This is a genomic window from Paraburkholderia sp., assembly GCF_047605525.1.
Taxonomy (GTDB): Bacteria; Pseudomonadota; Gammaproteobacteria; order Burkholderiales; family Burkholderiaceae; genus Paraburkholderia.
The window spans coordinates 397,945-423,350 of record NZ_JASGFN010000002.1; the positions used below are offsets into that span (position 1 = coordinate 397,945).

The window sequence follows — 25,406 nt, forward strand, 5'->3', positions numbered from 1 at the left end:
TAGCCGCACACTCGGCAGTTATTTTTGTGCATTGAAGTAATCCAGATTGGTTAGGTAGCCGTGTTGAGCCGGATCCGGCTTAAACATCGTTCTCGGCGCTCCATCCTTAGTTTTCACGGCAAACGTATCTGACGATGGATCGTAATACAGTGTGTCACCATTGGGCCGCGTCTTGATGAGTGTTCCCGCCGGCGGATTGTTCACGAAGTTCTGCGCTGCCTGAACATATTGCACCGAATTCTGATGGTCCGGGAACTCTCCACCATGTTTAACGGAGTGATCGTAGGCATTCTCGACAGGCGTCTTTGATTTCGTCGGTGACCAGAAAGTGCTGCTCCCGCCGCTATCGCTATTCGCGTCGTCACCGTTCCCACTATTGAGCGTCGTATTACCCGTCCCATCGCCGCCCTTAACCGCCGTCAGAATATAGTCAACCAGCCCCCTGGCCACATCCACAACCGGCGGCGTCCTGAAGATGCCGTCGATCACGTCCGATCCCGATGGCGTCGTCATCGGCGTACCGGCCTTGATCGTCGGATCAAGTTCAGTCGCCGGATCGGCAATTACGCCGTCACCCTTGCCCGCCGTCTCCCCCTTGAATCCCGGCAGCTTGAGTAACCCTGCCAACCACGGCGGCGGCGACGCCATCGGCGCCGCAACCTGATTATTCTCCCCTTCGATCTGCCCCGCACCCGTCGCCGTCGCCGCATTCGCCCCTGACGCCGTGGCAATCCCCGCCACCAGACTCGTCACCAGGTTCTCCCGCGCCTGACGATCTTCCGCCGACATCCCATCCGTCGGCCCGAGCAAGCTGCCCAGCACCGAACTCGCCGCCGCCCCCATCGCCCCGGCGCCACAACTCTGGCTACTCGCCGCCGCACCCGCACAACCGACAATCGCATGCAGCGCCGCCCGCGCAGTCTCACTTTCGAGGCTATCCGCGATCTGCTTAACCCCGCTCGCGCCCAATTCCTGCAAGTACGCCACCGTCGCACTCTGCGCGAACTGCCCCACACTTCCGGTCACATTCCCACCCGCCGCCACACTCAACGCAGTCAGCACCTGACGATACGAACCCCTGGGCCCCCATTCGGCATTCAGCTGGTCGGCCTGCTGCTGCGCCGCCGCGCGCTGTTCCGGCGTCAGGTTCGGATCGTTCGCCGCGGCCTTCGCCGCATCCGCTTCCTTCGCCCGGTTGTTCACGAACGTGCCCACCTGGTTGATGAACTGGCTCGTGATATCGAACCCGGCCTCGATCCTGTCCTTGTCGAAGATCGGTGCAACTGACCCCAACGTATCCGACGTGTCACGGCTGATGCCCGCCACTGCTTCATCGGCAGTCTGTCCGGTCAATTGCTGCTGTTTGGCGCCATCGGTGATCGTAATCGTCCCGCCGCCGATCGCGCTCTTCGTCGTGCCGCTCGCATCGCCCGACGCACTCGTGACGATCGGCGGCGCCATCGACAGTCCACCGCTCTTCGGCAGCGTCGTACCCGGCACCGGATTGGTATTGCTCGCCGTGCCGCTCTGGCTCTTGCCGATATCGCCGCCATAACCGCCGCTGATACCTACCGACTGCCCGCTGTATTCGGCCGTATTCTCGATGTCGCTATGCGTCAGCGTCGCGGTCGTCAGGCTGTTCACGCCGCTCTGCACCGCCGCATCGCTGCTGGAAATCACGGCCCCCTTCAGGTCCGTATTGCCCTTCACATCGATCTGGAAGCCGCCGTCGCCCGCACTAATGCCCGACTGCTCCGTCACGCTCGCATAGTTGCTGTTCAGCTTCTGCTGGCTGATGTTGCCCGCTACGCTGGATGCGCCATAGCAGATCGGCGGCACGCACACGCTCACCGACACGCCGCCGCTCTGCTGTTTCGAGTTGTAGGTGCTGATGTCCTGAAGGCTTTCGATATTCAGGTTGCCGCCGACATTGGCGATCACCTGCTGGCCATCGGCCACCGCGCCCTTCAGGTTCGTGTCGCCCCCCGATTGCAGCGTCAGCGTGTTGCCCGCGTCGACGTGCGTATTGGTCCACGTCGTATCACTGCCGTTGCCATTGCCCTTCGTGCCCGACACGCCCGCCTGGAACGAGATGCCATTCGACTTTCCGACGCCGAACGTCACGCCGATACTCGCACTCGATCCGCTGTTCGTGCTCTGCTGGCTGTCGGTGTTCCGCGCCGCCTGAAGATTGATGTTGCCTTCGGCATCGAGCGTGGCGTCGTTGCCCGCCCTGATGTTGCTGCCAATGACATCGATGTTGCTGTCCGCTCCCGCGCCGGCCGCCGCGATCGTCAGGTTATGGCCCGCCGACACGGTACTGCCCACTGCCGTACTCGACGACGCCGTCGAGTTGCTGTTGCTGTGGCTCGTACCCAGCGACACATTGATACCCACACCCCCGACAGCCGTCGGGTCGCTCATGACCGCATCGTAGGCATTCTTCGCCGCGAGCCCTGTCGTCGCGGCGGCGAGCGCGTCGAGCCGCGCGTCGCCGTTTGTCCGCTTCACGTCCTTGCGCATCTGGTTCGCGGTCTGCACCGCCGCAATGACCGGGTTGCTGACACCTGCGGAAATCGCGGTCTGTTTGAACGACTTCTGCTCGTTCTGCGTCGCGGTATTCTGCGCCGCATCGATTGTCACCGTCTTGCCCGCCAGATTCAGATCGTTGCCAGCGTGCAGCGTACTTCCCGTTACATGCAGGTCGTTGCCCGATGCGATGTTCAGGTTGCCATTGAGTGAACCAACCATGCTGCCGTTGTTCGTGACCTGCGTCGCCTGCTGTGCGTCCGTGGTGGTGCGCGTGCCGATGGTGTAACCCTGAAGGCCACCATCAAGCTGGTTCAGCGGATTGAGGCCCGACAGGAAGCCATATTCCTTCTTCTGATAGCTGCTCTGCGATTGCTGCGTGTCCTGCGACGTCGTGATGTTGACGTTGCCGATGGCGCCCAGCCTCACATCGTTGGTACCGACCACGTTACTGCCCCGGATGGTCAGATCGCGACCCGCCTGCACCGTCACGGCATCACCCGACACCGTGCTCGCGACGCCAATATTGGTCTGCGTGGCCAGCATCGTATCGGTCGTCGATCCGCTGACGAAACTGCCGCGCTTCGATTCCACGGCCTGGTAGCTGTCGTGCTCCTCGCGGGCCTCGTTGATCGTGACATTGCCGGATGCCGCGATCGTTGCCGCACCCGTGCCGTTATCGACGCCGTTCGTCATGCCGGCGGTCAGGCTCGATCCGGTGAGCGTCACATTGCCTTTGCCCGCGTCCGTGCTGACCGCGCCGAGCGTCGCATTGCCGCCCGCCGTGAAGGTCGTGCCGACCGCGTGTTCGTCGTACGTGTGATCGACTTCCTTGCGGGTGCTGTCGTCGGTGGCGACGTTGTCGAATTTCGCGGTATCGGTGACCATGGTCGCCGTCAGATTGCCGCCCGCGACGACCGCCATGTCACCGCCCGCCGTCACCGTCGCACCCTTGAAGTTTGCGTCGTTGCCGCTCTGCATCGCGAGATCGCCGCCGGCCGAAATCGCGCTGGTCTGGTTAGTAATGCCGTTTGCTTCCCAGTGATGCTGGTCATTCCGCGCGAGCGCTTGCGACGTGGTGGACTGCACCGCATCGACCGTGATGTCGTGGCCTGCGGTGATCTGCGCGCCGCCGCCCGCGCTGATGCTCGCACCGTGCACCGTCAGATCGTTGCCCGCTGCAATCACCACGTCGCCGGTCGAAACAATCGTGCCCTGTGAGCCGAGCAGCGTCTGACTGACCTTGCTGTTGCCCGCTGTTGAACTGACGCCGGCCGTATCCACGAGCGTCGTATCGACGATGTTGTTGCCTGCCAGCACCGCGACCCGGTTGCCGGTCATCTGGCCCGACGCGTTCACCACGTCATTCGTCGCCGACACTACCGTTGTACCGTTCGCGCTGCTGCTCGCGATCGTGCCGCCCCGGTTCAGGATATCGGTCGCGCTCAACACCGTCTGCGTGCCACCCTTGACGACGCCCGAATTGGTCGTGCTGCCCGTGGCGTGAATTTCCACGTCATCCGCCGCAATCAGCGCGCCACTCGCCTGAAGATCATTCGCATGCGTCTGCGCGAGATACACGACCGGCGCGAGCACCTGTTCAGTCGAGCCGTCAGGCAAGGTCACGGTCTGGCTGACGAGCCAGACGATGTCGCTCGTCAACGCGTCCATCTGCGCGGCCGTCAGTGCGATGCCCGGCTCGAGCCCGAACTGCCGCGCGACGTTCACGCCGCTCGTCATCAGCGCCTGATACTCATCCAGGGTTGTTCGTGTAGCCTTGCAGATAGACGCGGCCGGTCAGTTGCGTGATCTGTTCACGCACCAGTTGCTCTTCGTACATGCCGTCACCGAGCCGCTTCTCGACGGTTTGTGGATTGAGTCCAAGCTGCCGGAGCATGTAGTCGCTGGAGATGAAGCTCGTATAGCTCATCAGCCGTGGATCGGTCACAACCAGGTACTGCGCGCCGGGTACCGTCTGGTATGTGTACAGACCGCTCGTGGGTAGCGTGATGTTCAGCGTGCCTGAACTGCTCGCGACGGTCCGCGGCGCATTGACCTGCGTACTCTTCATCAACTGGTTGGCGCCCAGCGTTCCCCCGGTCGCGCCGGTCGCGGAGTTCGCGGCCGCGACGTTCGTGTTGTTGATGTCCGTGCCGGTGATACTCACCGCGTGGTTCGCGATGATCGTGCTCGCGCCCGTGCCGCCGATCGCCACGGGCGCGAGCACGATCGACGGCTCGACGACGGTGCCCACGTCCTGCGTGATGTTCTCGTTCCACGCATAGGTCGACACGATGTCCTGACGCTGGTACTGGTACAGCGTCTGTCCGGTGTTATTGACCGTCGTGCCGCCGTAGTTGCCGGTCCCGTTGCCGATTTCGCCATCCTGCCGGCTCGAGCCGATCTGGATCGAACCGCCCGCCGCGATCGCGCTATACGCGTTGTTCAGCGTGCCGACATTCGCGAGCGTCATGTTGCCGCCCGCGAGCAGTTGCGCCTGCTGTGCCTGCGGGCCCGTTACCTGGTCCTGCTGTGTCGTGGTGATCGTGTCGCGCGCGATCTCGACGCGCTGATAGCCATTGTGTCCATCGCTGCGTGTCGCGTACTCGCTGGACGGCAGATAGTTGACGTTCGGGTCGTAATCGTCCCAGTAGTTGACAGTGACCGAACCGTCGCTGTTCTGCGTCAGCGTGTTGTACCAGATCGTCTGCTGCTGGCCGTTGACGTTTACAACCAGCACGTTGTCCGTTGCGTTCGGCCCTGAAGTCCGCGAGACGATCTGCGAAGCGGAGTAGGTTGCGTCGATCGGCGCGCTATAACCGTTATCCCACATGGCCTGCGTGCAGTAGCCCTTGTCGCTGTTGCCTGTTGCGCAGGCCATGTACTTGTCGCGCCTGGTCTGATGGACCGTTTCGACGTCGGTCGTCACCGTCTCGACCGTGGGTGCCGGGCGCGTATTGGTCAGCATCTGCGTGGCGATCTCGATGCTGCCCTGCGCTTCGATGGTGGACTGGTCGTTCGTGACCGAACTACTGCGGTTGGCGAGCAGACCGTTCGCGTCGCGGGTCGCGTCGGCGGCGATATTGATGCCGCCGAGGCTGAACATATTCGCACCACCCGTGTTCGAAATGTCGCCAAGCGAGTACAGGTTCAGTTCCGAAGCGGCGGCCATGACCGCGGCGATGCCGGTGTTCGCAATGGACTGGCTGCCGTTCAGCGTGACCGTATTGCCGATGATCGCCGCGGTGTTGGTTAGCGTCGCGCTGTGAGTCGTGACGCTGTCACCCTCGATGCGGCCTTCGTTCGTGATCGCACTCGCAGCATTCACGGTCAGCGCGTTGACCGCGCCCAGCGTGCCCTGATTCGTGAGATTGCCGGTCACGCTGAACGTCAGGTCGTGATTTGCCTGAATCAGGTTGGCCGCGCGTTGCGTGTAGTCGCCGTTGACCGCGATCGCACCATCGTTGCCCGCTACGATGCGGCCGACACCGGTCAACTGGTTCGTCGTGATGCTCAGGTCCTGGTCGCTGCCGATCGCGCCGCTTTGGTTCGCAAGCGTGTCCGCTCTGATCGCAACACTGCCACCGCTGCCGGCGTCGTTGCCGATGCGGCCCGACGTGTTATCGAGCGACGCGACGTTCAGGGCCAGCGCGCCGTTCGCATGAATCGAACCGCCCCGGTTCAAAACCGCGGCGGCCGCCTGGTCAAGCGTGAGCCTGTTCGCACCCGAAAGCGTGGCGCCGCTGTTGTCGACCGACTGCGCGACATTCAGCGTGAGGTCGTGGCCCGACAGCACCTGTGCGCCGCCCCTGTTCGACAGCGTCTGCGCGTTGAGCGTCACGTCGCCGTTGCCGCCGATCTGTCCATTGCCGGTATTGGTGAGCGCCCCGCTCACACTGACCGCCGTTGAGCCCACCCCGCCATTCGCGATCGTACCGCCATCGTTCGATATGGTCAGTGCCGACACGTCGAGCTCGCCGTCCGCCTGCACCGTGCCGCCCGCGTTGTTCAGTACGCCCGTGCCGGCGACCGATACGTTCCGCGCGCCGACATAGCCGCCCGCGCTGTTATCGAGCGACGCGACGGCGAGCGCGGCCGAAGCTTGCCCCGCCAGCGTGCCGCCCCGGTTCGACACCGCGCCCGCAAGAACATCGAGCGCGCCATTGGTCGCGATACTGCCGCCGCCGTTCGACAGCGAGCCGGTAGCGATGGACAGTGTCCCGGTCCCGGAGTCCGCAATCCTGCCGCCGTTGTTGATGAGCATGCCGGGCGACAGCGTCAGGCTGGTACTGTTCGTTGTCAGCGCACCGTTGGTATTGTCGAACGTACCGGATACGTTGACGGTTGTCGGGCCGATACCGGCCTGCGTCAGCGTACCGCCGTGGTTGGTGAGGTTCGCGGCGCTCAGGGATAGCCGCGAGGCGTCGAGCGTCGCCGCGCTGGTGTCGAGTGTTTGCGCAGCGGCAACGTCGAGCGCACCATTCGCGGCGGTCTGGCTTCCGGTGAGCGTCACGCTGTCGCCTCGCAGCGTTGCATTTCCGCCCGCGAGGTTCCGACCCGTGGCCGACAGCATTCCGTTTGCGAACAGGTTCAGATCGCCCGATTGCGCGACCGAACCATCGTTATCGATGCCCGCGCCGAGCGCACCGGTCGACGCAATACTGCCTGCATGGACAGTCAGGTTCCGTTGCGCGGCCAGCGTACCGGTATTGGTGAGCGTGCCTGCTGTGCCGACCGACACGGACTGTTGTGCGTAGGTCGTGCCGCTATTGTCGACACCGCCCGCCGAGGACACCGCGAGATTACCGCTCGCGTTCGTCGTACCGGTGAGCACCAGCTTGCCCTGCGTGGTCAGCGTGAGGTCGCCCGCCTGTGCCGCAAGCACACCCGCATTCGAAACCCCGACACCGTTTTCCGTCCCAACGAGAACGATGCGATTCGCGTACATACCACCCAACTGACCGACGTCGATCGACACGCCCGGCGCGGGACCATTGCCGGCAATCGGCGTCGCATCGAGCGTGTCGCGGTCGATGCTGTTCGCACCCGTCACCACGTTCAGGTTCTTCGCATGGATGGCCGCGTTCGCCTGCACCGCGCGCGAGAGCAGGTCGACCTGGTCGGTATCGGCCGCATTGAATCCAGCGCCCTGGATCGTGATGCTTCCACCCCGTACGTTGAAACCCGCAAGCGAACCGTCCGGCGCGAAGTTCGGCGTGCCTGTTGTCAGGATCGCGCGCGAGGTGTTGATAAAGCCGCCGCCGTTTATGCTGATGCCCGAGCCGTTTGCAATCACGACATCCGCGCGTTGGCCCGCAACTTCCAGATGTCCGTTAAGCTGGCTCGCCGCGTTGCTGTTGACCTGATTGACGATGATCCGCGCCGACTGGCCAGGTCCGAAGTTCGGATTGCCGTTGATCATGCCGGCCTGCTGCGTTTGAACAATCGTCGATGCGTTGTTCAGAATGGCGCCGTTTTTCTGTACGTCGAACTGGCCGTAGGTGTTCATCGACACGCCCGCGCTGGACGGCCGGTTGATGTTCACTTGAGGAAGGCCGTTCTGCGTCGTGATGACGCCCGGTGCGTGCGCGCCACCCGGAACGATCTGCGCGCCTGACCGCGCAGGCAGCACGCCAGGCAATGCAAGCGCGGCAAACGCGATCCGCCGTAGCGAAAATAGCCGGTAGTTCTTCCTGTTCACTTTGCCAATTCAGGTTACGAAACAATCAGAGTTCGTAACCTAATGGCCGATTAGATTTCATTCCAGAATAGAAAGGAAAATGATTGTCAAATTACGCATTTATGCAACACCAACAATAGATTCGGACTAGTCTTATTCCAGGTAAATAGTTTTTCTGCCGAACTGAAAAGCCCCGCACTTGCACCGGCGAACGCCTGGTCATTCTCCATAGATATTGAAGTCGAAGTACTTTCCAGCAATCTTCCGGTACGTACCATCTTTGAGCATTCCGGCGATCGCGGCGTCGATGCCGGCTTTCAGATCGACATCCTCCTGCCGTATCCCGATGCCCGTACCTTCGCCGAGAATCTTCGGGTCGCTCAGCGCGTTACCGGCAAACGTGAAATTTGCACCGCGCGGCGTTTTCAGAAAACCCAGCTCGGCCTGCACCTGATTTTGCAGCACAGCGTCGATTCGACCCGCGGTTAAATCGGTATAGACCTGATCCTGGTTCTGGTACGCGACCACCCGCGCGCCCTTGGGCTCCCAATAGGTTTTCGCGTAGGTCTCCTGGATCGTGCCCTGCTCGACGCCGACCGATTTTCCAGCGAGAGACTCGGAAGTCGGCAGCAAATTAGAACCCTTTGCAACGATCAGGCGGCTGCCGGTGTTGTACAGGCGATTGGAAAACGCAATCTGCTCTTTCCTTTTCGGCGTCATCGTCATCGATGAAAGAACAGCATCGAATTTGCGTGCCTTGAGGCCCGGAATCATGCCGTCGAACGAATTTTCCATCCATACGCATCGGGCGTGCATACGCTCGCAGATTTCATTGCCAAGGTCGATATCGAAGCCGACCAGACGCCCGTCGGGCGCCTTGGATTCAAACGGTGGATAGCTCGCATCCGTCGCGAACCGGATCGTCGTCCAGTCTTTCGCGTGAACCGCGAAAGGAATCGTCAGCGAGGTCATGACGAGTGCCACGAATAGTCTTTTCACGTTGCTTCTCCATTTAGTATTTCGACGTGGACTGTCTTGCCGCCGCTCAGTCGGGTTCGCCGGGCGGCGTGTTCGGAAATGCCTTGACGCTGTCCTTGAACGCCTTGACGAGCTTCATCATCGGCCCGAGCACCCAGGTGTTTCGCACCAGAATGTCGGTCTCTTCCTTGGGGTCCTGGATCAGGTGGAAGAGATACGGCGTCTCGAGCTTCTTCGCGCCCGCATTCACATAGGGTTCCCAGACATAGTGAAGCTTCCAGTCGCGCCACTTGACCGCTCGCAGCTCGTCCTTGATGAAGAAAAGAAAGCCTTCGCGGTTCGACACCGGCTTCCTGCCGGTCAGGAAATCGAGCTGGCTGACACCATCGATCGGGCAGTCGTCTCGCAACCTGCCACCGATGAGCTCGGCAATCGTCGGCATCAGATCCACGACGTGCACGATCTGATTGTTCACATCGACCGGAATCCTGCCGGGCCAGCGGGCGATGAATGGCACCCGCAGGCTTCCTTCCATCGCGGTGTGGTACGTGCCGCTCCACGGGCCCGCCGTGCCCCGGTACGGTGGCCGGAACTCGGGACCGTTGTCGCTGCAGAAGATCACAAGCGTTTCTTCGCTGAGCCCCAACGCGTCGATTTCGTCGATGATCTGTCCAACGCGGAAATCCATTTCCGCGAGCGAATCGGCAAATTCACCCATCCCGCTCGCGCCATCGAAATCCTCGTGCGGCAGCGTCGGAAAATGAAGATGAACGAGAGGCAGATAGAGAAAGAACGGCTTCGACTCGCGGACGTTTCTCCGCATGAAATCCTTCGACTTTTCGACAAGCTCTTCGTCGATCGTGCGCCGTGCCGCGAGGTCATACACCTTTACGTTGATCGAGGGCTCGCCCCTTTTGCCTGCCATGATGTACGGAATCTCCGCGACGGCCGGATCGAATCCGATCGAGGTCGTGAACTGCGTTTCGTCCGTGGTCCGGGGAATGCCATACCACTCGTCGAAGCCGCGGTCCGACGGATAACGGCCGGGGACGTCCCCGAGGTGCCATTTTCCGTAGTGCGCGGTGGCATAGCCGGCGTCGGACGCCACCTCCGCAAGCGTGCGCTCCGCACGCGTGAGCCCTTGCGGCAGGCCCGGCGGAATCGACTGGAACGCGCCGGTGCGAATGGGATGCCGGCCGGTCATCAAGGCGCCGCGGGTGGGCACGCAATCGCTTTCGACGTTGTAGTTCAAAAGACGCATCCCGCTTCGCGCGAGCGCATCGATGCGAGGCGTAGCCGCGCCGCGAATGAGTTTCCCGCCACCGTAACAACCGAGCTCCCCCCAACCCAGGTTGTCGGCAACGATAAGAACGATGTTCGGTTTGCTGGTCATGATCCCGTCTTCGAAAAATGTGGCTGTCAGGCAGCCGGCGTCGTGCGATAGGTGAAAGAAGTATTGACAGCACGGGCTTTCGAGACAAGCATGTTTCCTTCGCATGCAATAACCGTTGGTTATCGTGAATCTGGATGATCTGGCATATTTCCTGACTGTCGCGGAGACAGGCTTGCTGCACCGGGCTGCGACCCAGGTGGGCATCAGCCAGCCTGCGCTGACCAAAGCAGTTCGACGGCTCGAGGCTGAACTGGGCGTCGCTCTTTTTGAACGTTCGCCCAAAGGCATGCAACTTACCGCGTACGGCTCGGAGTTCCGCCAGCACGCGGTGCGGTTGCGCGCCGCCTACGAAGATGCGCTGAATCAGATCACCGAACTCCATTCGGGCGAACTCGCGAAAGTCAGAGTGGGTTCGACGCCCGCGACTGAACCGCTGGTCAGCCGGACCTTTCTCTCGTTGTTGAAGAAGCGTCCCGCTTTGCGCATCGAGTTGACCGTACAGCTATCGGACGTGCTGGTTCAGGCGTTACTGGAAGGGCAAATCGATCTGGGTGTTGCGCCACTCCCCGTGGACTTGCCGGATGACTTGCGTGCGATTGCGCTACTGAGTGAATCGACGTCAGTCGTGTGCAGGAAGGAGCACCCTTTATTTCAAACCGGCAAGGCCGTTACACCGGAAGACCTGGCCCGATGCGAATGGATATTGCCGGGCCCCGGCGTGTCGGTGCGCAAACAGATCGAGGAATATTTCCATCGACATCGCCTGGCCGGACCACGGGTGCAGGTTCAAAGCAACTATAGTTCGCCGATGGGCGTTTTCTTTCTGGTCGCGAACACGGACATGGTTGGCATATGCAGCACGCAGCATCAGCCGTTCGCAACGCAACTGGGCTTGCAAGTGCTCGACGTGAATGGCGCGAAGTGGCCGCGCCAGATCTGTTGTCTCGTGCGTCGCAATGGCACGCTTTCTCCGCTGGCCACGACATTCGTCGAGCGTTTGGCCGACGAAGCGTGTTCGTCGAGACTTCCCGGGCGCAATCGGCGCGGTTCGAAGCATCAGTAAAAGAAATCCGCCTGTGAACTGCGCGAGGTTTTGCGTTCAGGCGGCCTATGCCCGCGCACGAAGGCCGCTGGCGCTCGTGACCAGTTGCGTGATGTATTCTCGGCATTTCTTCCTGCTATCGGCCCCCGGTCCCGGCGAGGAAGATGAAAAGCCATCATACGCAGAAGCTCTGGACCTTGAAATGATCGCAGACGGCAAAGGGCGGCTCGTCAGGCCGCCCTTCCGGTGAAAGCACCACGCGGATCAATCGCCGTCCACGTTCGCCAGCCACTCCTGCAACGTCACCTCGACGGTGATGAACGACAGATTCATCCCCCGCACGACGCGTCCCGCGAACACCTGGCTGTCGGTATCGGACAGGATCGCGGTCAACTCGGTGCCGCGCCCGGGCACGGCGGCACTCACGACTTCGCCGAACAGCGCGACGATCTCGACGCCCGGCCCTTTCACCACCTGCGTCGTCAGCGCGGCGCCCGTGCCGCTCGCGAGATGCCCGTCGATCAGACTGCCGAGCGCGCTGCGCACGACCGCGACGCCGATGCCGTATTGCGCGCACAGACGTTCGAGTGCCTCGACGAGGTCTTCGTTGGGTTTGAGCCGCGCGATCACGGTACGGCCGTAACGGCCGGCTTCGAGCCGGACTTCGGAGAACTGCGCGGAAGACTGTGTGGACGATTGCGGAGCCGGCATCATACTGCGTCCTCCGCGGCCGGCCCAAACAGCGTATAGCGCGTTTCGTCGTCCGCGTACTGCGTAAAGCCGCCGTGCGCGAACGCGCATAGCCGCAGCACCAGCGGCTCATCGCCGACCAGCAAGTGATCGAGAATCACATGGCCGCCGTGCAAGCCACCGTCGCGATCGACGAACGCACCGTGGCAATGCAGCGCGACGCTGCCCGCGCGATCCTTGCCGATCGTCACGGCGCCATGCAGCAGCACGACATCGCGCTCGACGTATGGCGTGCCGTAAACATAAGGCCGCTCGCCCTGCTCGGCCTTGATGATGACGTGGTACTGCAACCCGCGCGCGGTGCCGCTGCAAATGCGCCCGGTTGCACCGCAAAAGCCGTGATGCGTCATCAACTCTCGCAGCACGGCGCCAGCGTTTCGTCCACTCGGTATTTCGACGCGCAGTTCGCGCGGCTCCCGCAGGACCGTGGCGAGCACCCGCGGATAAGCGGCTGCGCCCGGATGGCGGAAAGCTTCGGTTGTAGAGGTCATAGGTAGGTTGTTGTGAATGACGACATCCGAAGTTAGCAACTTCAATGCCATTCGACGCGAGGCGCACGGTGGCGGGACGTGGGCCGCAACGCGACGCACACCTGTCGCGCGCGATGAGACAGGTGTCGTGCGTGCGCCCTTCGAAGAGCGGAAACGGAACCTCAAATGAAGCAGCAAATGCAGCGGTAAAAACCGCCGCGCTAAACCGCGCCCGGCCGCTTGCCCGGCAGCCCCATCTGCGCGGCGATATCGACGAAACGCGCGACGCACGGATTGAGCGTGTCGGGACTCCAGACGAGCGCGACGTCGACGTACGGCGCATGCAGCAGCGGGATGAACCTCACGTTGTCCGCATGCGTGCCGCGCATCGAGCTATGCACGAGCGCGACGCCGAGCCGCTGCGCGACGAGGTTCACGATGGTCTGCTGGAAATTGGTTTCGAGGCGGATGCGCGGCGTAAATCCGGCGCGCCGGCAATGCTCGACGATCGTGTTGTAGATGAACGGCGAAGCCGCATGCGGCGAGATGATGAACCATTCTTCGCGCAACTCGCCGATCGAAATCGCCGCGCGCCGCGCCAGCCGATGATCTTCGGGCAACACCGCGACGAGCTGTTCGCTGAAGATCGTGCGCGTCTCGAGTTCGACCGCCGAGTCGGACGGATACATGATACCGACGTCGGCCTTGCCGGCGCGGATATCGGCCACCAGTTGCGTCGGAATGCTTTCGCCAAGCTTCAGCTCGACGCGCGGAAACGCCGACGCGTAAGCGCGCGTCAACACCGGCACGATGCTGTACGCGGCGGCGAACATGAAGCCCGCCATCAGCGTGCCCTCTTCGCCGAGATCGGCGGCGCGCGCATGGCTGCGCGCCTGATCGACGGTGGCGAGCACCGTCTTCGCATCGCGATAGAAACGCTGCCCCGCCGCCGAGAGCCGCACGCTGCGGCGCGTGCGATCGAACAGCACGACACCCAGTTCCGCTTCGAGCAATGCGATCTGCCGCGACAGCGGGGGCTGCGAAATATGCAGCAGCGACGCGGCCCGCTGGAAGTGCAACGTCTCCGCGAGCGTGACGAAGTAGCGTAGTTGCCTCAGCTCCATAACAGCCGGTCTCTCCGATGAGCGCCGTCGCCCGATTGATACCTTTTCGGTATCAGTCGTCGCATCATAATGTATTGGAGACTATAAATGAATCGCACTATGCTTCCCTTTCGGAGACAAACCGCTGGCAGCATCGACGATCCGCCTGGCCAAAAGCCGGACGACTCCTGCCAACCAGAATAGACAAAGAGAGATGCCATGACCGCCCACGACCCGCTGGACCGCGCCCGTGCAGACTCATCTCGTTCGACAGGGCTTCCGCTCGGCCGCCTGTGCGGCGACGATCCCGTCATGCAGGCCACGTTATCGCGTGCGAGTCTGCTCATCGACCGGCAGCTTCCCATTCTGATCCTCGGTGAAACCGGCACCGGCAAGGAATATCTCGCGCGTGCATTGCACGACTACAGCCGTCGCCGCAGCGCGGCGATGGTGTCGGTGAATTGTGGTTCGATTCCGGAAAACCTCATAGAAAGCGAGCTGTTCGGCTATACGCGCGGCGCGTTTTCCGGCGCGCTCTCCACCGGCATGAAAGGCAAGGTCGTGCTCGCGCATCGCGGCACGCTGTTTCTCGACGAAATCGGCGACATGCCCGCCGCGCAGCAAACGAGGCTCTTGCGCGTGCTTTCCGAACGCGAGGTCACGCCGATTGGTTCGGCCGAGCCGATCGCCGTCGATCTGCAACTGATCTGCGCGACGCACCAGAACATCGAAGCGCGCGTCGAGGCCGGCACGTTCCGCGAGGATCTCTATTACCGGATCGCGGTCGGCATCGTGCATCTGCCGCCGGTGCGCGAGCGGCACGACCGCGCATGGCTGCTGCAATCGATTCTCGAGCGCGAGGCGCCGGGCGCGACGCTCGAAGCGAACGTCGACGGCGAAGCGCGCGAGATGCTGCTCAACTGCACGTGGCCCGGCAATCTGCGCCAGATGCGCGCGGCGCTCCAGTATGCATGCGCGGTGAAAAGCACCGACGTCATCCGCGCCGGCGATCTGCCGGCCAACGTACATCCGGGCAAAGGGCTCGGTGTGCGCGGCAGCGGCTTGCGCTCGCCGTGGCACGCGGCTGGCTCGCACGCGGTTACGTATCCGGCAGGCGTTTCGCACGCCGCGCAGATGGGCTACATGCCGCGCCTCGCTGATACGGCGCCTGCCGCGCCGGCCGTGCCGACCCAACGCGACAACATCCTGCGCGCGCTATCGGCGAGCCGCTGGAATATTTCGGCGGCGTCGCGCGAACTTGGTATTTGCCGTGCATCGCTATATCGCAAGCTCAGGCAGTTTCGTATCCCGCACGTGCGCGATCTTGGCAGCGATATGTTGATGACGGAGCATGGTTAGAGAGCCGGCAGCGATGCGGCCAGCGCGCGCATGCGCGCCGCCGCGAAAACTTCCGCTGTGTCAGGCGGCCGACGCCGCCGCGTCGCGCTCGCTGCACGCGAGACGCCCCGCATGGTCCTGCGCGAATTGCATCGCGATACGGCCCGAGCGCGCGCCGCGCGCAAGCGCCCATTGCAGCGCCGCCGGCCGCGCGTCGTCGATCTGCGCGGCCGTGAAGCCGAGCACACCGAGACGTTGCGCGACCACCGCCAGATACTGCGCCTGCGTGAACGCATAAAACGTCACCCACAGGCCAAAACGCTCCGATAACGAGATTTTTTCCTCGACCGCGTCGCCCGGATGCAACTCGCCGTTTTCCGCCGTCGTATAGCTTTCGTTGTCACGCGCGTCTTCCGCGAGCAGATGCCGGCGGTTCGACGTCGCGTAGATCAGCACGTTGCCCGAGTGCCCGGCCACGGAGCCGTCGAGCACCGTCTTCAAACCCTTGTAGCCGGTCTCGCCGGATTCGAACGACAGGTCGTCGCAGAAGACGATGAAGCGCTCGGGCCGGTGCCGGATACGATCGAGAATCGCCGGCAGGTCGTTCAGCGACTCCTTGCCGACTTCGATCAGGCGCAGCCCGTCGGCCGCGAACGCGTGCAGGCACGCCTTCACGAGCGACGACTTGCCGGTGCCGCGCGCGCCGGTCAGCAGAACGTTGTTGGCCGGATAGCCCATCACGAACTGCCGCGTGTTCCGCCGGATCACGTCGGCCTGGTGGTCGACGTTGCGCAACTCTTCGAATGCAATCAATGCCGGGGCGGTGACCGCCACCAGTTGCGCGACGCCGAACGGGCCGTCGCCGCGCTGCCAACGAAATGCGATCGCGTGACGCCAGTCGGGTTCATCGTTCGAAGCTGTATTACCGAGCGCCGCTTCGACGAGTGCCGCGAGGCGGTCGAGGCGTTTGAACAGGCCGAGCGCATGGCGCTCGAGCGAATCGTCATCGATATCCATCGTGCTCATGATCGCGTCACTCCTGCGCAACGGCCGGCTGGCGAAGCGCACCGCGACCGAGCCCCTGCGCGACGACCACACCGAGCAGCGCGGTACCGCCGCCGAGCACGTGATACAGATGCAAGGTTTCGCCGAGCAGCACGATCGCGATCAGCGCGGTCGCAATCGGCAGCACGTTCATAAACAGCGCGCAGCGGTTCGGGCCGAGGTACCTGACGCCCTGCATCCACAGGAACGGCAACACGACCGATGCCAGCACGCCCGCGTACAGGATCAGCGGCACGCTCGCGCGCGTCGGCCATGCTTCGGCGGCGGGCAGACGCAGCAGCATCGGCAGCATGAACAGCAGCGCGAAAAGTGCCTGCATATAGGTGGATTGCCACGTCGGCAGACCGACGTGCCAGCGCTTGAGCAATACACCGTAGAGCGCGTACGCGAGCGCCGCGCAGATCATCAGCAGATCGCCGGGATGCACGCCGTTTGCGAGCAGCGTCGCGGGCTTGCCCTGCGTAATCAGATAGACGACGCCGAGCAGTGACAGAATCCCGCCGCCGACCATGCCCGGAGTCGGTGTTTCGCCGAGCAGCAGCGTGCTCGCGGCCATCGTCATCAGCGGCACGAGCGCGGTGATGATCGACATGCTGGTCGCGGTCGTGGTCTTCGCCGCTTCGTACGACAGGCTCTGGAACAGCGCCATCGCGAGAAAGCCAAGCACCGCGAGCTTCGGCAGTTGCGGCACGATCGCCGCGCGGTTGCGCCAGGCCGGTTTCAGCGTGAACACGCTCATCAGCGCGACGGCCAGCAGCAGGCGGTAAAACGTGATCGCCGACGGGTCGATCGTGTGCGCGGACAGCTTCGACACGATCACATTGCCTGCCCACAGCAGGATTGCCACAAACGGAAACAGGAAATAGGATCTCTTCATCTCTTGCTCTGTGTTGCTATGGTTAAAGCCGCCTGAAATCCGGCGGGAGAACGCCGAGGCGGCTCGGGAATGGCTTCGGAATGAAGTGCGATCGTGCGCCCGCTTCGCGTGGTCTGTCTCACGCCAAAAAGTCGTTACCTATCGAGAAACGGTCAAATGAGTGGTCAAATGCCTGATCGGAACCTTGCCCATATGCCTGCCTCGATGCTCGTTTTGATGTCCACGTTCAGCCACCGGCACGAATGAACACGCGAACCCCTACCGACACGCGCGGCGTGACCGGCGTCCCGACCGCGGCCGACGCTCATGTACCGTTCGAAAGCACGCCGATGCCGGTCTCGGCGATGGCCGCGTGGTATCCGCACGGCACCGTGATCGCCGCGCACCGTCACCGGCGCGCGCAGTTGCTATATGCAATCGAGGGGGTGATGCAGGTCGAATCGGCGACCGGTTCATGGGTCGTGCCGGCGACGCGCGGCGTATGGCTCGAACCGGAAGTCGATCACTCGGTGCAGATGAGCGGCGACGTGAAGATGCGCACCGTGTTCGTCGAACCGGGGGCGGCCGCGCATCTGCCGACGCACAGTTGCGTGGTCGACGTGCATCCGCTGCTGCGCGAGCTGATTCTCGCGGCGATCGACGTGCCGCCCGACTACACGGCGGGTTCGCGCGACGATCATCTGATGCAGTTGCTGCTTGCGGAGTTGAATGCAGTGCCGTTACTGCCGCTCTATCTGCCGTGGCCGGCCGACCGCCGGCTGCGCGACCTTTGCGAGAGTCTGCTTGCCGCGCCCGACGACAACCGCACGATCGGCGAATGGGCGCGCACGCTCGATGTATCGGAGAAGACTTTTCACCGCTGGTTTCAGCGGGAAACCGGCATCACGTTCGGACGCTGGCGGCAGCAAGCGCGTTTGCTGCTCGCGCTAAAACGCCTCGCGCACGGCGAGAAGATCCTTTCGGTTGCATTGAATCATGGGTATTCGAGCCAGAGCGCGTTCGCCGCGATGTTCAAGCGGCATTTTGGGGTCGTGCCATCGGCGTTTTATGCGTAGGGGGCATGCGAACTGAAGTCTCAGTCATCGGTGTCGGGCTTTGTCAGCTCGTCGAGCCTGTTTTTTGTGATTCGAGTCATACAGTCCCAGAAGTAGACAAAGCGCAACGATGCCTGGCCTACCGAATAGGTATCGGAATAGCAATCGTTATCTCTATAGAGTTCCCAATTTTTCTGAGACTCTATGAAAAAAGGCAATGCGGCTGGCTCTTCATATTCGCCGTTTTCTCTATCATCGGCCTGAAGTATTTTTTCAACTTCAGAAATTCTTTCGTTCAGACTATCAATGGCTATTTCATAGCGAAACTGGGCACAAGCCGATAACTCCATTGTGCCGAGCATTTCCTGTTTACAGTATTCCGCGATTTGCTCACGGGTTTTTCCAGGAAAATGCACTCTCGTGGGTGTTGCCTTTTTGTAGTCGAACGCAGACCCATAGATTGATGATGATGCATGGGCTGCATTGGCAATAAAAAACAGGATAATAAATATACTAGTGGCGCGCATCATAAATCCCCGTTGCAAAGAGATTGCCTTCCAGACGACGACGCCATGGCACACGTCGTGCAACAAACTCGCGAATTACGTCTCCCATCCTGTCGTATTCGCCGTGATTTAAAAAATCCGCCAGGTATTGAGATCGCGTTCCTGGCCACGGATCATGACGTCTATGATTTTTTCCGCTATTAAAGAGGATCGATACAAGAGCGTCATATTCATATTGATGAAGCGGCACCCGAACGTCTCGATTTATGGCTGATTCAACTTCTCTCAAATTAGTATTTAAAAAAGATCTGGCGCGCTCGACCGATATTACGTCACCAATTCTGAGATCGTCTTCTGGTAGAACCTTATGCCCGAATCCGACTGTCGGAATGCCATAACCGTCGTCGTAGACTTGTACAATAAACCCATCTACAACTTGCTTTCCTTCATAGATTCCATTTACTACACCGCTTTCAAGAACCGCCATAAATGTGTATCCGTCCCCCGAAAGACGCCAGGGCTTGCAGAGCCTACCCGACTGAACAGTTACGCATGAATTTGGGTCAGTGTTTGTTACCGCCGCTCCAAGTGCGTCAGCCATATGCCTCCTCTCTGTGAACAAGATAAATCTGAGTGAATCGCGTACGTCTGTTGCGTGGTGCTCAGTGCATCCCTGCGAATCGATGACGAATAGGCGTACGGTATAGTAAGTGTTTGCGAGCGCATTACTGTTCGCGTCTGCCAGCACAAATCGCTGATGCTGGATAGCTTCTGTTGAAAGGGTGAAAGGTCTAGCACCTATGATGCGTTAATCGGCGCTGCCTTTCGATGAATCCGCAAGCGATACTTATTTCCGAGACCGGCATCATAGGCAATAACGACGGTGCTACCGCCTCCTCGCCGAAAAATCCAAACGGTGGCGCTTGCCATAATCGGCCTTCAATGGTGCCGCATGGTTTGTTGTTATGGACGCGCCTCCCTTGACCGCTCGTTCGCGGATCATCTTTCACAACTGCATCGTGGACACTAGATATCTACGCCCTCCTGTGACCGACATAAATGGAGAGCTTTCGCGCGCCATTGGTCCGATATCGTCGAGTTCGCCCTTCCGCATCAGTCGTGCCGTGCACCAAACGATTATCGGGAAATCGGACTGTATAGTACGTATCGCGCAGTACCTGTCCTCGGGTATCGTGCAGCACGAACTGCTGGTGGAACCAGCCTTCGCTACACTGACACGCCCATGCAGTGCCCAAGGCTTCCACCATGTCACGTCCGGATGAATACGAGCGAAGTGTATCGAGTGGAAAGTAATTACCGGTTTCGACGTTCATCGCCATTCCGGAAGGCAATAACGGAAAACGCTTGAATATCGAATGTGTCACATGGCAAAGCAGACACTCTTCTTTGCTTGTCATATGTGCCCCCTATGGACGATATGCAAGCGAAGTGGTTGCGTATCGTCCATCGCATAACGCGCGGTGCGTCTCATGCTATTCTCTTTCTAAAAATGTCGGGAATGACATCAGGCTAACGAAATCTGCCTCTCAAAAAAAGAGACTTTGACAAACGTTGACAGAAAATCAGAGTATTCCGATTCATGCCGAATCTTTTGAGAATGCTCTGAAAAGGAAAAGCACGAATTCATCGCGCTTTTCCAGGAGACACGGCAGAGTGCCGCGAGGTTCAGTGGGTAGTTACACCTGCACGCCCGCGACGCGCGGCATCATCAAGAAGCTCCGCCGCGTGCCTGGCGGTCAACCGACGCTGCCCGACTCCCTTTGCATCGAGCGCGATCACCTTGAAAAGCTCCAGGTCAATTGCGTTCATCTGCATATAATCCTCGGCGGTATCGACCAGCAATTGCAGCAACTTTCTTTGCTCATGCCGCTCAGCGATCGTGATTGCAGGATTGCGACATATTGAGATTGCAAGTTTGGCGAGAATGTCGAATTGTTCCCCGCGCTGATCGCAGACACGGAAAGCGGACAAGGCCAACTTTTCGTATTGGAGAGCGTCTACAGGTGGGCGTGACTCAGGGTTCTTTGTTCTGGATGTACTCATTTGGCGGTCTTCCTGTCATGAATAGCTGGATCGCCGCTCCCCCTTGCAAGATTGGGTGAGCGGGCGCACTGGCAGGGTTGGAAGATCGGCGTGTAACACCATAAACCGATAGACCCGAAGGCCTCCCCACCAGGGCCCGCCCATTGGAACCAGACGTGACAAGGCAGCCGCACACCTGCTTGCGCAGGCGTGCGGGGTGTTACACATTGCAGGCTTCCAAACCTGTCCGTCGCTGTTTCGACGGCAAATCCAGTCTAAACGCACTGCCCCCGGCGTGATTAACCTGACAGGCTAAAAAGACGCGCGACGCTATTATTTCAGAAAACTCCTAACAGCCAGAATCTCCCAGCACGAACTATCAGGAACGACACGAGGCCGATTCCCGCTTGATGATTAACCGTGACCGCCTTGCATCATCATGCTTCGACCCGTTCAGGCACCGCAAGCAACGACTTGATATCTTTCTTGACGATCTTCCCATACGCGGACTTCGGCAACGCATCCCAGAACACGCAGCGCTTCGGCCATTTATAGCGCGCGAGATGCGGTTCGAGATGCGCAAGCAACTCGGCTTCGTCGAGCGCCCAGCCATCACGCCGCACCACCACGGCGACGCCGATTTCACCCCACTTCGCATCCGGCATGCCGACCACCGCGACCTCGCGCACCGCCTTGTGCGTGAGAATCGCCTCCTCCACTTCGCGCGGATAAACGTTCGAGCCGCCGGAAATATACATATCCGACGAACGTCCCGTGATGAACAGAAAACCCGCTTCGTCGAGATGGCCGAGATCGCCGGTATGGAACCAGCCGTGCCGGAAGGCCTTTTCATTCGCCTCCGGGTTGTTGAAATAGCCGACGAACACCGCGGGCCCGCGCACGCAGATCTCGCCGGTCGCGCCCGCCGCGAGACGATGACCCTCGTCGTCGAGGATGCCGATTTCGATACCGGTGCGCGCGTAGCCACAGGTACCGACGCGGCTGTCCGGCGCATGATCGTCGACGCTATGCAGCGACGGCGGCAGCACCGTAATATTGCCGGTCACTTCACCGAGCCCGTAGTACTGGACCAGCACCGGCCCGAGCTTGCGCAGCGCGTGCTTCTGGTCCTCGCGATACATCGGCGCGCCCGCGTAGATCACGAACTTCAGCGAACCGTGATCGTAACGGTCGATCGCCTCGTGCTCGGTCAGCATCTTGACGATGGTCGGCACCGTGAACATGTTGTCGACCCGATGCTGTTGCACGAGCGACCACGCCTCCTCGGCATCGAGTTTCTCCGACACCGGCAGTACGCTCGCCGCGCCACGCGCGACGTTCACCATCGCATGAATCCCCGCGCCGTGCGACAGCGGCGCGACCACCAGCGAACGCGATTCGTGCGTGAGACCCGGCATCAGATCGGCGAGATGGTTGGTCAGCACGAACGCCATCTGCCCATGCGTGAGCACGCCCGCCTTCGGCCGTCCGGTCGTGCCCGACGTATAGAAGAACCACAGCGGATCGTCGCGCTCGACGTCGGCGGCAGCGAACGGCGGCGCTTCCATCTGCTGCGCGAGCGTCTCGTAGTCGAACTCGCCAACACGCGGCTTGCCGATCGCGACGACGTGCTGCAGCGTCGGCGACGCCGCACGCACCGCATCCGCGTGCGCGTCGAAGCCGGTCTCGTAGATCATCGCCTTCGCGCCGCTCGACTCGCCGAGCCACGCCGCCTCGGACGGCGTGATCCGGCAGTTGGTCGGCACCCACACGGCGCCGAGCTTGAACGCGACCCACGCGCTTTCGAAAAGCGGCAGGTTGTTGCGCGAATGCACGAGAATCCGGTCGCCCTTGCCGACGCCGAGCCGGCTCAGGCCGTGCGCGAGCGCATCGACGCGCGCGTTGATGTCGCGCCAGCTATAACTGCGGCCCGCGTGAATGAAGCCGGGTTGATCGGGAAGACGGCGCGCCGCATCGGTCAGCAGGTTGCCGAGGTTCATGACGGTGGTCAGCATACGCAAAATCGCTCGAGAAAAAAGAGGTGTAGGGAAATGGAACCCACGTCAATGCCGCGCTTCGAGAATGCTCAGATAGCTGGTGACCGCCGCGCCGCCCATGTTGAACACGCCGGCCGTGCGCGCGTTCGGGATCTGCATCGCGCCGGCCTGGCCCGTCACCTGCATCGCGGCCATCACGTGCATCGACACGCCGGTCGCGCCGACCGGATGCCCTTTCGCCTTCAGGCCACCCGACGGATTGACCGGCAGGCGCCCGTCCTTCGCGGTCACGCCGTCGAGAATCACGCGCGCGCCGTGGCCCGGCTCGGCGAGACCCATCGCTTCGTATTCGATCAGCTCTGCGATCGTGAAGCAGTCGTGCGTCTCGACCAGCGACAGGTCGTCGAGCGTCATGCCCGCCTGCGCGAGACCTTGCTGCCACGCGAGCCGCGCGCCGTCGAATGCGATCGGATCGCGTCGCGACAGCGGCAGAAAATCGCTGACCTGCACGGTCGCGCGAAAGCCGACCGCATGCCGCGCTCGCCGCGCGATATCGGGTGATGCGATCACGAGCGCCGCCGCGCCGTCCGAAATCATCGAGCAGTCGGTGCGCTTCAGCGGTCCCGCGACGAACGGATTCTTGTCGGAAGGCGTGCGGCAGAAGTCGTAGCCGAAATCGCGCCGCATATGCGCGTACGGATTCGCCACGCCGTTGCGATGATTCTTCGCGGCAATCGCCGCGAGCGCATCCGACTGATCGCCATGACGATCGAAATAGGTTTGCGCGAGCTTGCCGAAAATGCCCGCGAAACCACCCGGCACGTCGGCCTCCTCGCTCGCGTACGAGCACTTCTGCAACACCGTGCCGACTTCGGCGGTCGGCAGGCTCGTCATCTTCTCGTAGCCGATCACGAGCGCGCACGCCGAACGCCCGGAGCGGATCGCATCGAGCGCCGAGTACACGGCGGCCGAGCCGGTTGCGCACGCGTTTTCGCAGCGCACGGTGGACGTGAAGCGCAACTCGGGAATCGCGTTGAACACGAGCGCGGACGGAAAATCCTGATACACGAAGCCGCCGTTGAAGGTGCCCACGTGAATCGAATCCACCTGTCCGGCTTCGATGCCCGCATGATCGAGCGCGCCGCGCGCGGTGTCGGCAATCATGCGTTCGATATCGATCGCATCGAGCTTGCCGAACGGAAGATGACTCCATCCGATGATGGTCGGTTGCATTGCTGAAGCTCCTCGCGTTGAAATACCGGCTCTCGATGCAAAAGCCAGGCCAGCCGGCGGGAAACGTGGCGGCGAGGTCTTGCGCGTATCGCCAGCCGTAACGCTCAAGAGCCATTGCGGCACGCACCGCGCAACGCGAAACCACTCACTCGTGCGACAGGCAGCATGCAACAGGTGTCGCACGCACTCGACACCTGCACGCACTTCGCGCCTCGGCAATAACCCTCACTCCGCGCGTGATCGCACCCGCCAGCGGGCGCGATCACGCCAATGGCATTCAATTTGCTTTGAGCAGTCCGCCGACGTTCCGATGCGGCAAACATAAAACCCTGGAGACAGACGATGAGCGTTCATTCCCGACGCGACTTTCTCAAATGCGCCTCTCTCGCCGCCGCCGCGTCGTTCGCCGGCCTGCACGGCCGCTACGCCCGCGCGGCGGAGTTCACGCTGAAGTATGCGAACAACCTGCCCGTCACGCATCCGATGAACATCCGCGCGAAGGAAGCCGCCGCGCGCATCGCGTCGGAGAGCAAGGGGCGCATCGATTTCCAGATCTATCCGAACAACCAGTTGGGCAGCGACACCGATATGCTGTCGCAAGTCCGCTCCGGCGCGATCGACTACTTCACGCTGTCGCCGCTGATTCTCGGCACGCTGGTGCCGGCCGCGCAGATCACCGGCGTCGGCTTCGCGTTCAAGGACTACGACCAGGTGTGGGCCGCGCTCGACGGCGCGCTCGGTGCGCGCGTGCGCGACGAAATCGGCAAGACCTCGGTGTTCGCGTTCGAGAAGATCTGGGACAACGGCTACCGGCAGACCACGACGAGCACGAAGCCGATCTACAAGCCCGCCGACCTGAAGGGTATGAAGCTGCGCGTGCCGATGAGCCCGATCTGGACGTCGATGTTTCAGTCGCTCGGCGCATCGCCCGCGAGCATCAACTTCTCCGAGGTGTATTCGTCGCTGCAGACGCACGTGGTCGAAGGTCAGGAGAATCCGCTCGCGACGATCACCGCCGCGAAACTGTACGAAGTGCAGAAGTACTGCTCGGTGACCAATCACATGTGGGACGGCTTCTGGTTTCTCGCCAACCGGCAGTCGTTCGCGCGTCTGCCGAAAGACCTGCAAACGATCGTGCAGAGCGCGGTCAACGATGCCGCGATGCAGGAGCGCGCGGACGTCGCGAAGCTCAACGCGTCGCTGATGCCGGAGCTGAAATCGAAAGGCCTGCAATTCAACGACGTCGACATTGCGCTGTTCCGTCGCCAGTTGACCGACACCGGCTTCTACTCGAGCTGGCACAAGAAATTCGGCGACGACGCGTGGGCCGCGCTCGAAAAATACACCGGCAAGCTAGCCTGACGCGCC

Annotated in this window: 16 protein-coding genes and 2 pseudogenes; 4 read left to right on the top strand and 14 right to left on the bottom strand. The window is 61.5% G+C overall.

Annotation, left to right across the window (positions count from 1 at the left end; translation table 11 throughout):
* Window positions 1–18 precede the first annotated feature (18 nt).
* The 4 genes and pseudogenes from QM685_RS04160 to QM685_RS04175 all read right to left on the bottom strand — a co-directional run.
* Window positions 19–6,883, bottom strand: a pseudogene (locus tag QM685_RS04160) (hemagglutinin repeat-containing protein); the annotation flags it as partial.
* A 537-nt stretch (window positions 6,884–7,420) separates the two neighbouring features.
* Window positions 7,421–8,230 (bottom strand): annotated as a pseudogene (locus tag QM685_RS04165) (filamentous hemagglutinin N-terminal domain-containing protein); the annotation flags it as partial.
* Window positions 8,231–8,428: 198 nt separating this feature from the next.
* Window positions 8,429–9,208, bottom strand: coding sequence for an ABC transporter substrate-binding protein (locus QM685_RS04170; protein ID WP_415113002.1), 780 nt, complete (start codon window positions 9,206–9,208; stop codon window positions 8,429–8,431).
* A gap of 46 nt (window positions 9,209–9,254) precedes the next feature.
* A complete protein-coding gene (locus QM685_RS04175; protein WP_415113004.1) occupies window positions 9,255–10,580 on the bottom strand; it encodes an arylsulfatase in 1,326 nt (441 codons plus the stop codon).
* Window positions 10,581–10,704: 124 nt separating this feature from the next.
* Between QM685_RS04175 and QM685_RS04180 the strand changes: the two genes are divergently transcribed.
* On the top strand, window positions 10,705–11,643 hold the full coding sequence (locus QM685_RS04180) for a LysR family transcriptional regulator (RefSeq protein WP_415113006.1): 939 nt from the start codon (window positions 10,705–10,707) through the stop codon (window positions 11,641–11,643).
* A gap of 243 nt (window positions 11,644–11,886) precedes the next feature.
* Here the strand turns inward: QM685_RS04180 and QM685_RS04185 are convergent, their stop codons facing one another.
* The 3 genes from QM685_RS04185 to QM685_RS04195 form a co-directional block, all read right to left on the bottom strand.
* Window positions 11,887–12,336 (bottom strand): PPC domain-containing DNA-binding protein, encoded by a 450-nt coding sequence (locus QM685_RS04185; RefSeq protein WP_415113008.1) that lies wholly within the window; start codon window positions 12,334–12,336, stop codon window positions 11,887–11,889.
* Window positions 12,333–12,863, bottom strand: a complete 531-nt coding sequence (locus QM685_RS04190; RefSeq protein WP_415113010.1) for a hypothetical protein — start codon at window positions 12,861–12,863, stop codon at window positions 12,333–12,335. The genes QM685_RS04185 and QM685_RS04190 overlap by 4 nt, the downstream gene beginning before the upstream one ends.
* Window positions 12,864–13,063: 200 nt before the next feature.
* Complete coding sequence (locus QM685_RS04195; RefSeq protein WP_415113012.1) at window positions 13,064–13,966, bottom strand: LysR family transcriptional regulator; 903 nt, start codon at window positions 13,964–13,966, stop codon at window positions 13,064–13,066.
* Between the two features lie 198 nt (window positions 13,967–14,164).
* Between QM685_RS04195 and QM685_RS04200 the strand changes: the two genes are divergently transcribed.
* Window positions 14,165–15,304 carry a sigma-54-dependent Fis family transcriptional regulator gene (locus QM685_RS04200; protein WP_415113013.1) on the top strand — a complete coding sequence of 380 codons (1,140 nt, stop codon included), beginning with the start codon at window positions 14,165–14,167 and terminating at the stop codon, window positions 15,302–15,304.
* 60 nt (window positions 15,305–15,364) lie between these two features.
* Here QM685_RS04200 and QM685_RS04205 read toward each other — a convergent pair whose 3' ends face one another.
* The gene (locus QM685_RS04205) at window positions 15,365–16,309 is read right to left on the bottom strand and encodes an ATP-binding protein (protein ID WP_415113015.1); all 945 of its coding nucleotides are present in this window, start codon (window positions 16,307–16,309) and stop codon (window positions 15,365–15,367) included.
* Window positions 16,310–16,316: 7 nt separating this feature from the next.
* Complete coding sequence (locus QM685_RS04210; RefSeq protein WP_415113017.1) at window positions 16,317–17,225, bottom strand: DMT family transporter; 909 nt, start codon at window positions 17,223–17,225, stop codon at window positions 16,317–16,319.
* A gap of 329 nt (window positions 17,226–17,554) precedes the next feature.
* Here QM685_RS04210 and QM685_RS04215 point away from each other — a divergent pair, with 329 nt between their 5' ends.
* Window positions 17,555–18,280 carry an AraC family transcriptional regulator gene (locus QM685_RS04215; RefSeq protein ID WP_415113122.1) on the top strand — a complete coding sequence of 242 codons (726 nt, stop codon included), beginning with the start codon at window positions 17,555–17,557 and terminating at the stop codon, window positions 18,278–18,280.
* Between the two features lie 20 nt (window positions 18,281–18,300).
* Here QM685_RS04215 and QM685_RS04220 read toward each other — a convergent pair whose 3' ends face one another.
* The 5 genes from QM685_RS04220 to QM685_RS04240 all read right to left on the bottom strand — a co-directional run bounded on the left by QM685_RS04220 (window position 18,301) and on the right by QM685_RS04240 (window position 24,038).
* Complete coding sequence (locus QM685_RS04220; RefSeq protein ID WP_415113019.1) at window positions 18,301–18,789, bottom strand: lysozyme inhibitor LprI family protein; 489 nt, start codon at window positions 18,787–18,789, stop codon at window positions 18,301–18,303.
* Complete coding sequence (locus QM685_RS04225; RefSeq protein ID WP_415113022.1) at window positions 18,773–19,252, bottom strand: lysozyme; 480 nt, start codon at window positions 19,250–19,252, stop codon at window positions 18,773–18,775. The genes QM685_RS04220 and QM685_RS04225 overlap by 17 nt, the downstream gene beginning before the upstream one ends.
* Window positions 19,253–20,451: 1,199 nt before the next feature.
* Complete coding sequence (locus QM685_RS04230; RefSeq protein WP_415113024.1) at window positions 20,452–20,829, bottom strand: hypothetical protein; 378 nt, start codon at window positions 20,827–20,829, stop codon at window positions 20,452–20,454.
* Between the two features lie 416 nt (window positions 20,830–21,245).
* On the bottom strand, window positions 21,246–22,823 hold the full coding sequence (locus QM685_RS04235) for an acyl-CoA synthetase (protein ID WP_415113026.1): 1,578 nt from the start codon (window positions 22,821–22,823) through the stop codon (window positions 21,246–21,248).
* Between the two features lie 48 nt (window positions 22,824–22,871).
* Complete coding sequence (locus QM685_RS04240) at window positions 22,872–24,038, bottom strand: acetyl-CoA acetyltransferase (protein ID WP_415113028.1); 1,167 nt, start codon at window positions 24,036–24,038, stop codon at window positions 22,872–22,874.
* A gap of 342 nt (window positions 24,039–24,380) precedes the next feature.
* Here QM685_RS04240 and QM685_RS04245 point away from each other — a divergent pair, with 342 nt between their 5' ends.
* A complete protein-coding gene (locus tag QM685_RS04245; protein ID WP_415113030.1) occupies window positions 24,381–25,400 on the top strand; it encodes a TRAP transporter substrate-binding protein in 1,020 nt (339 codons plus the stop codon).
* The last annotated feature ends 6 nt before the right edge of the window (window positions 25,401–25,406 follow it).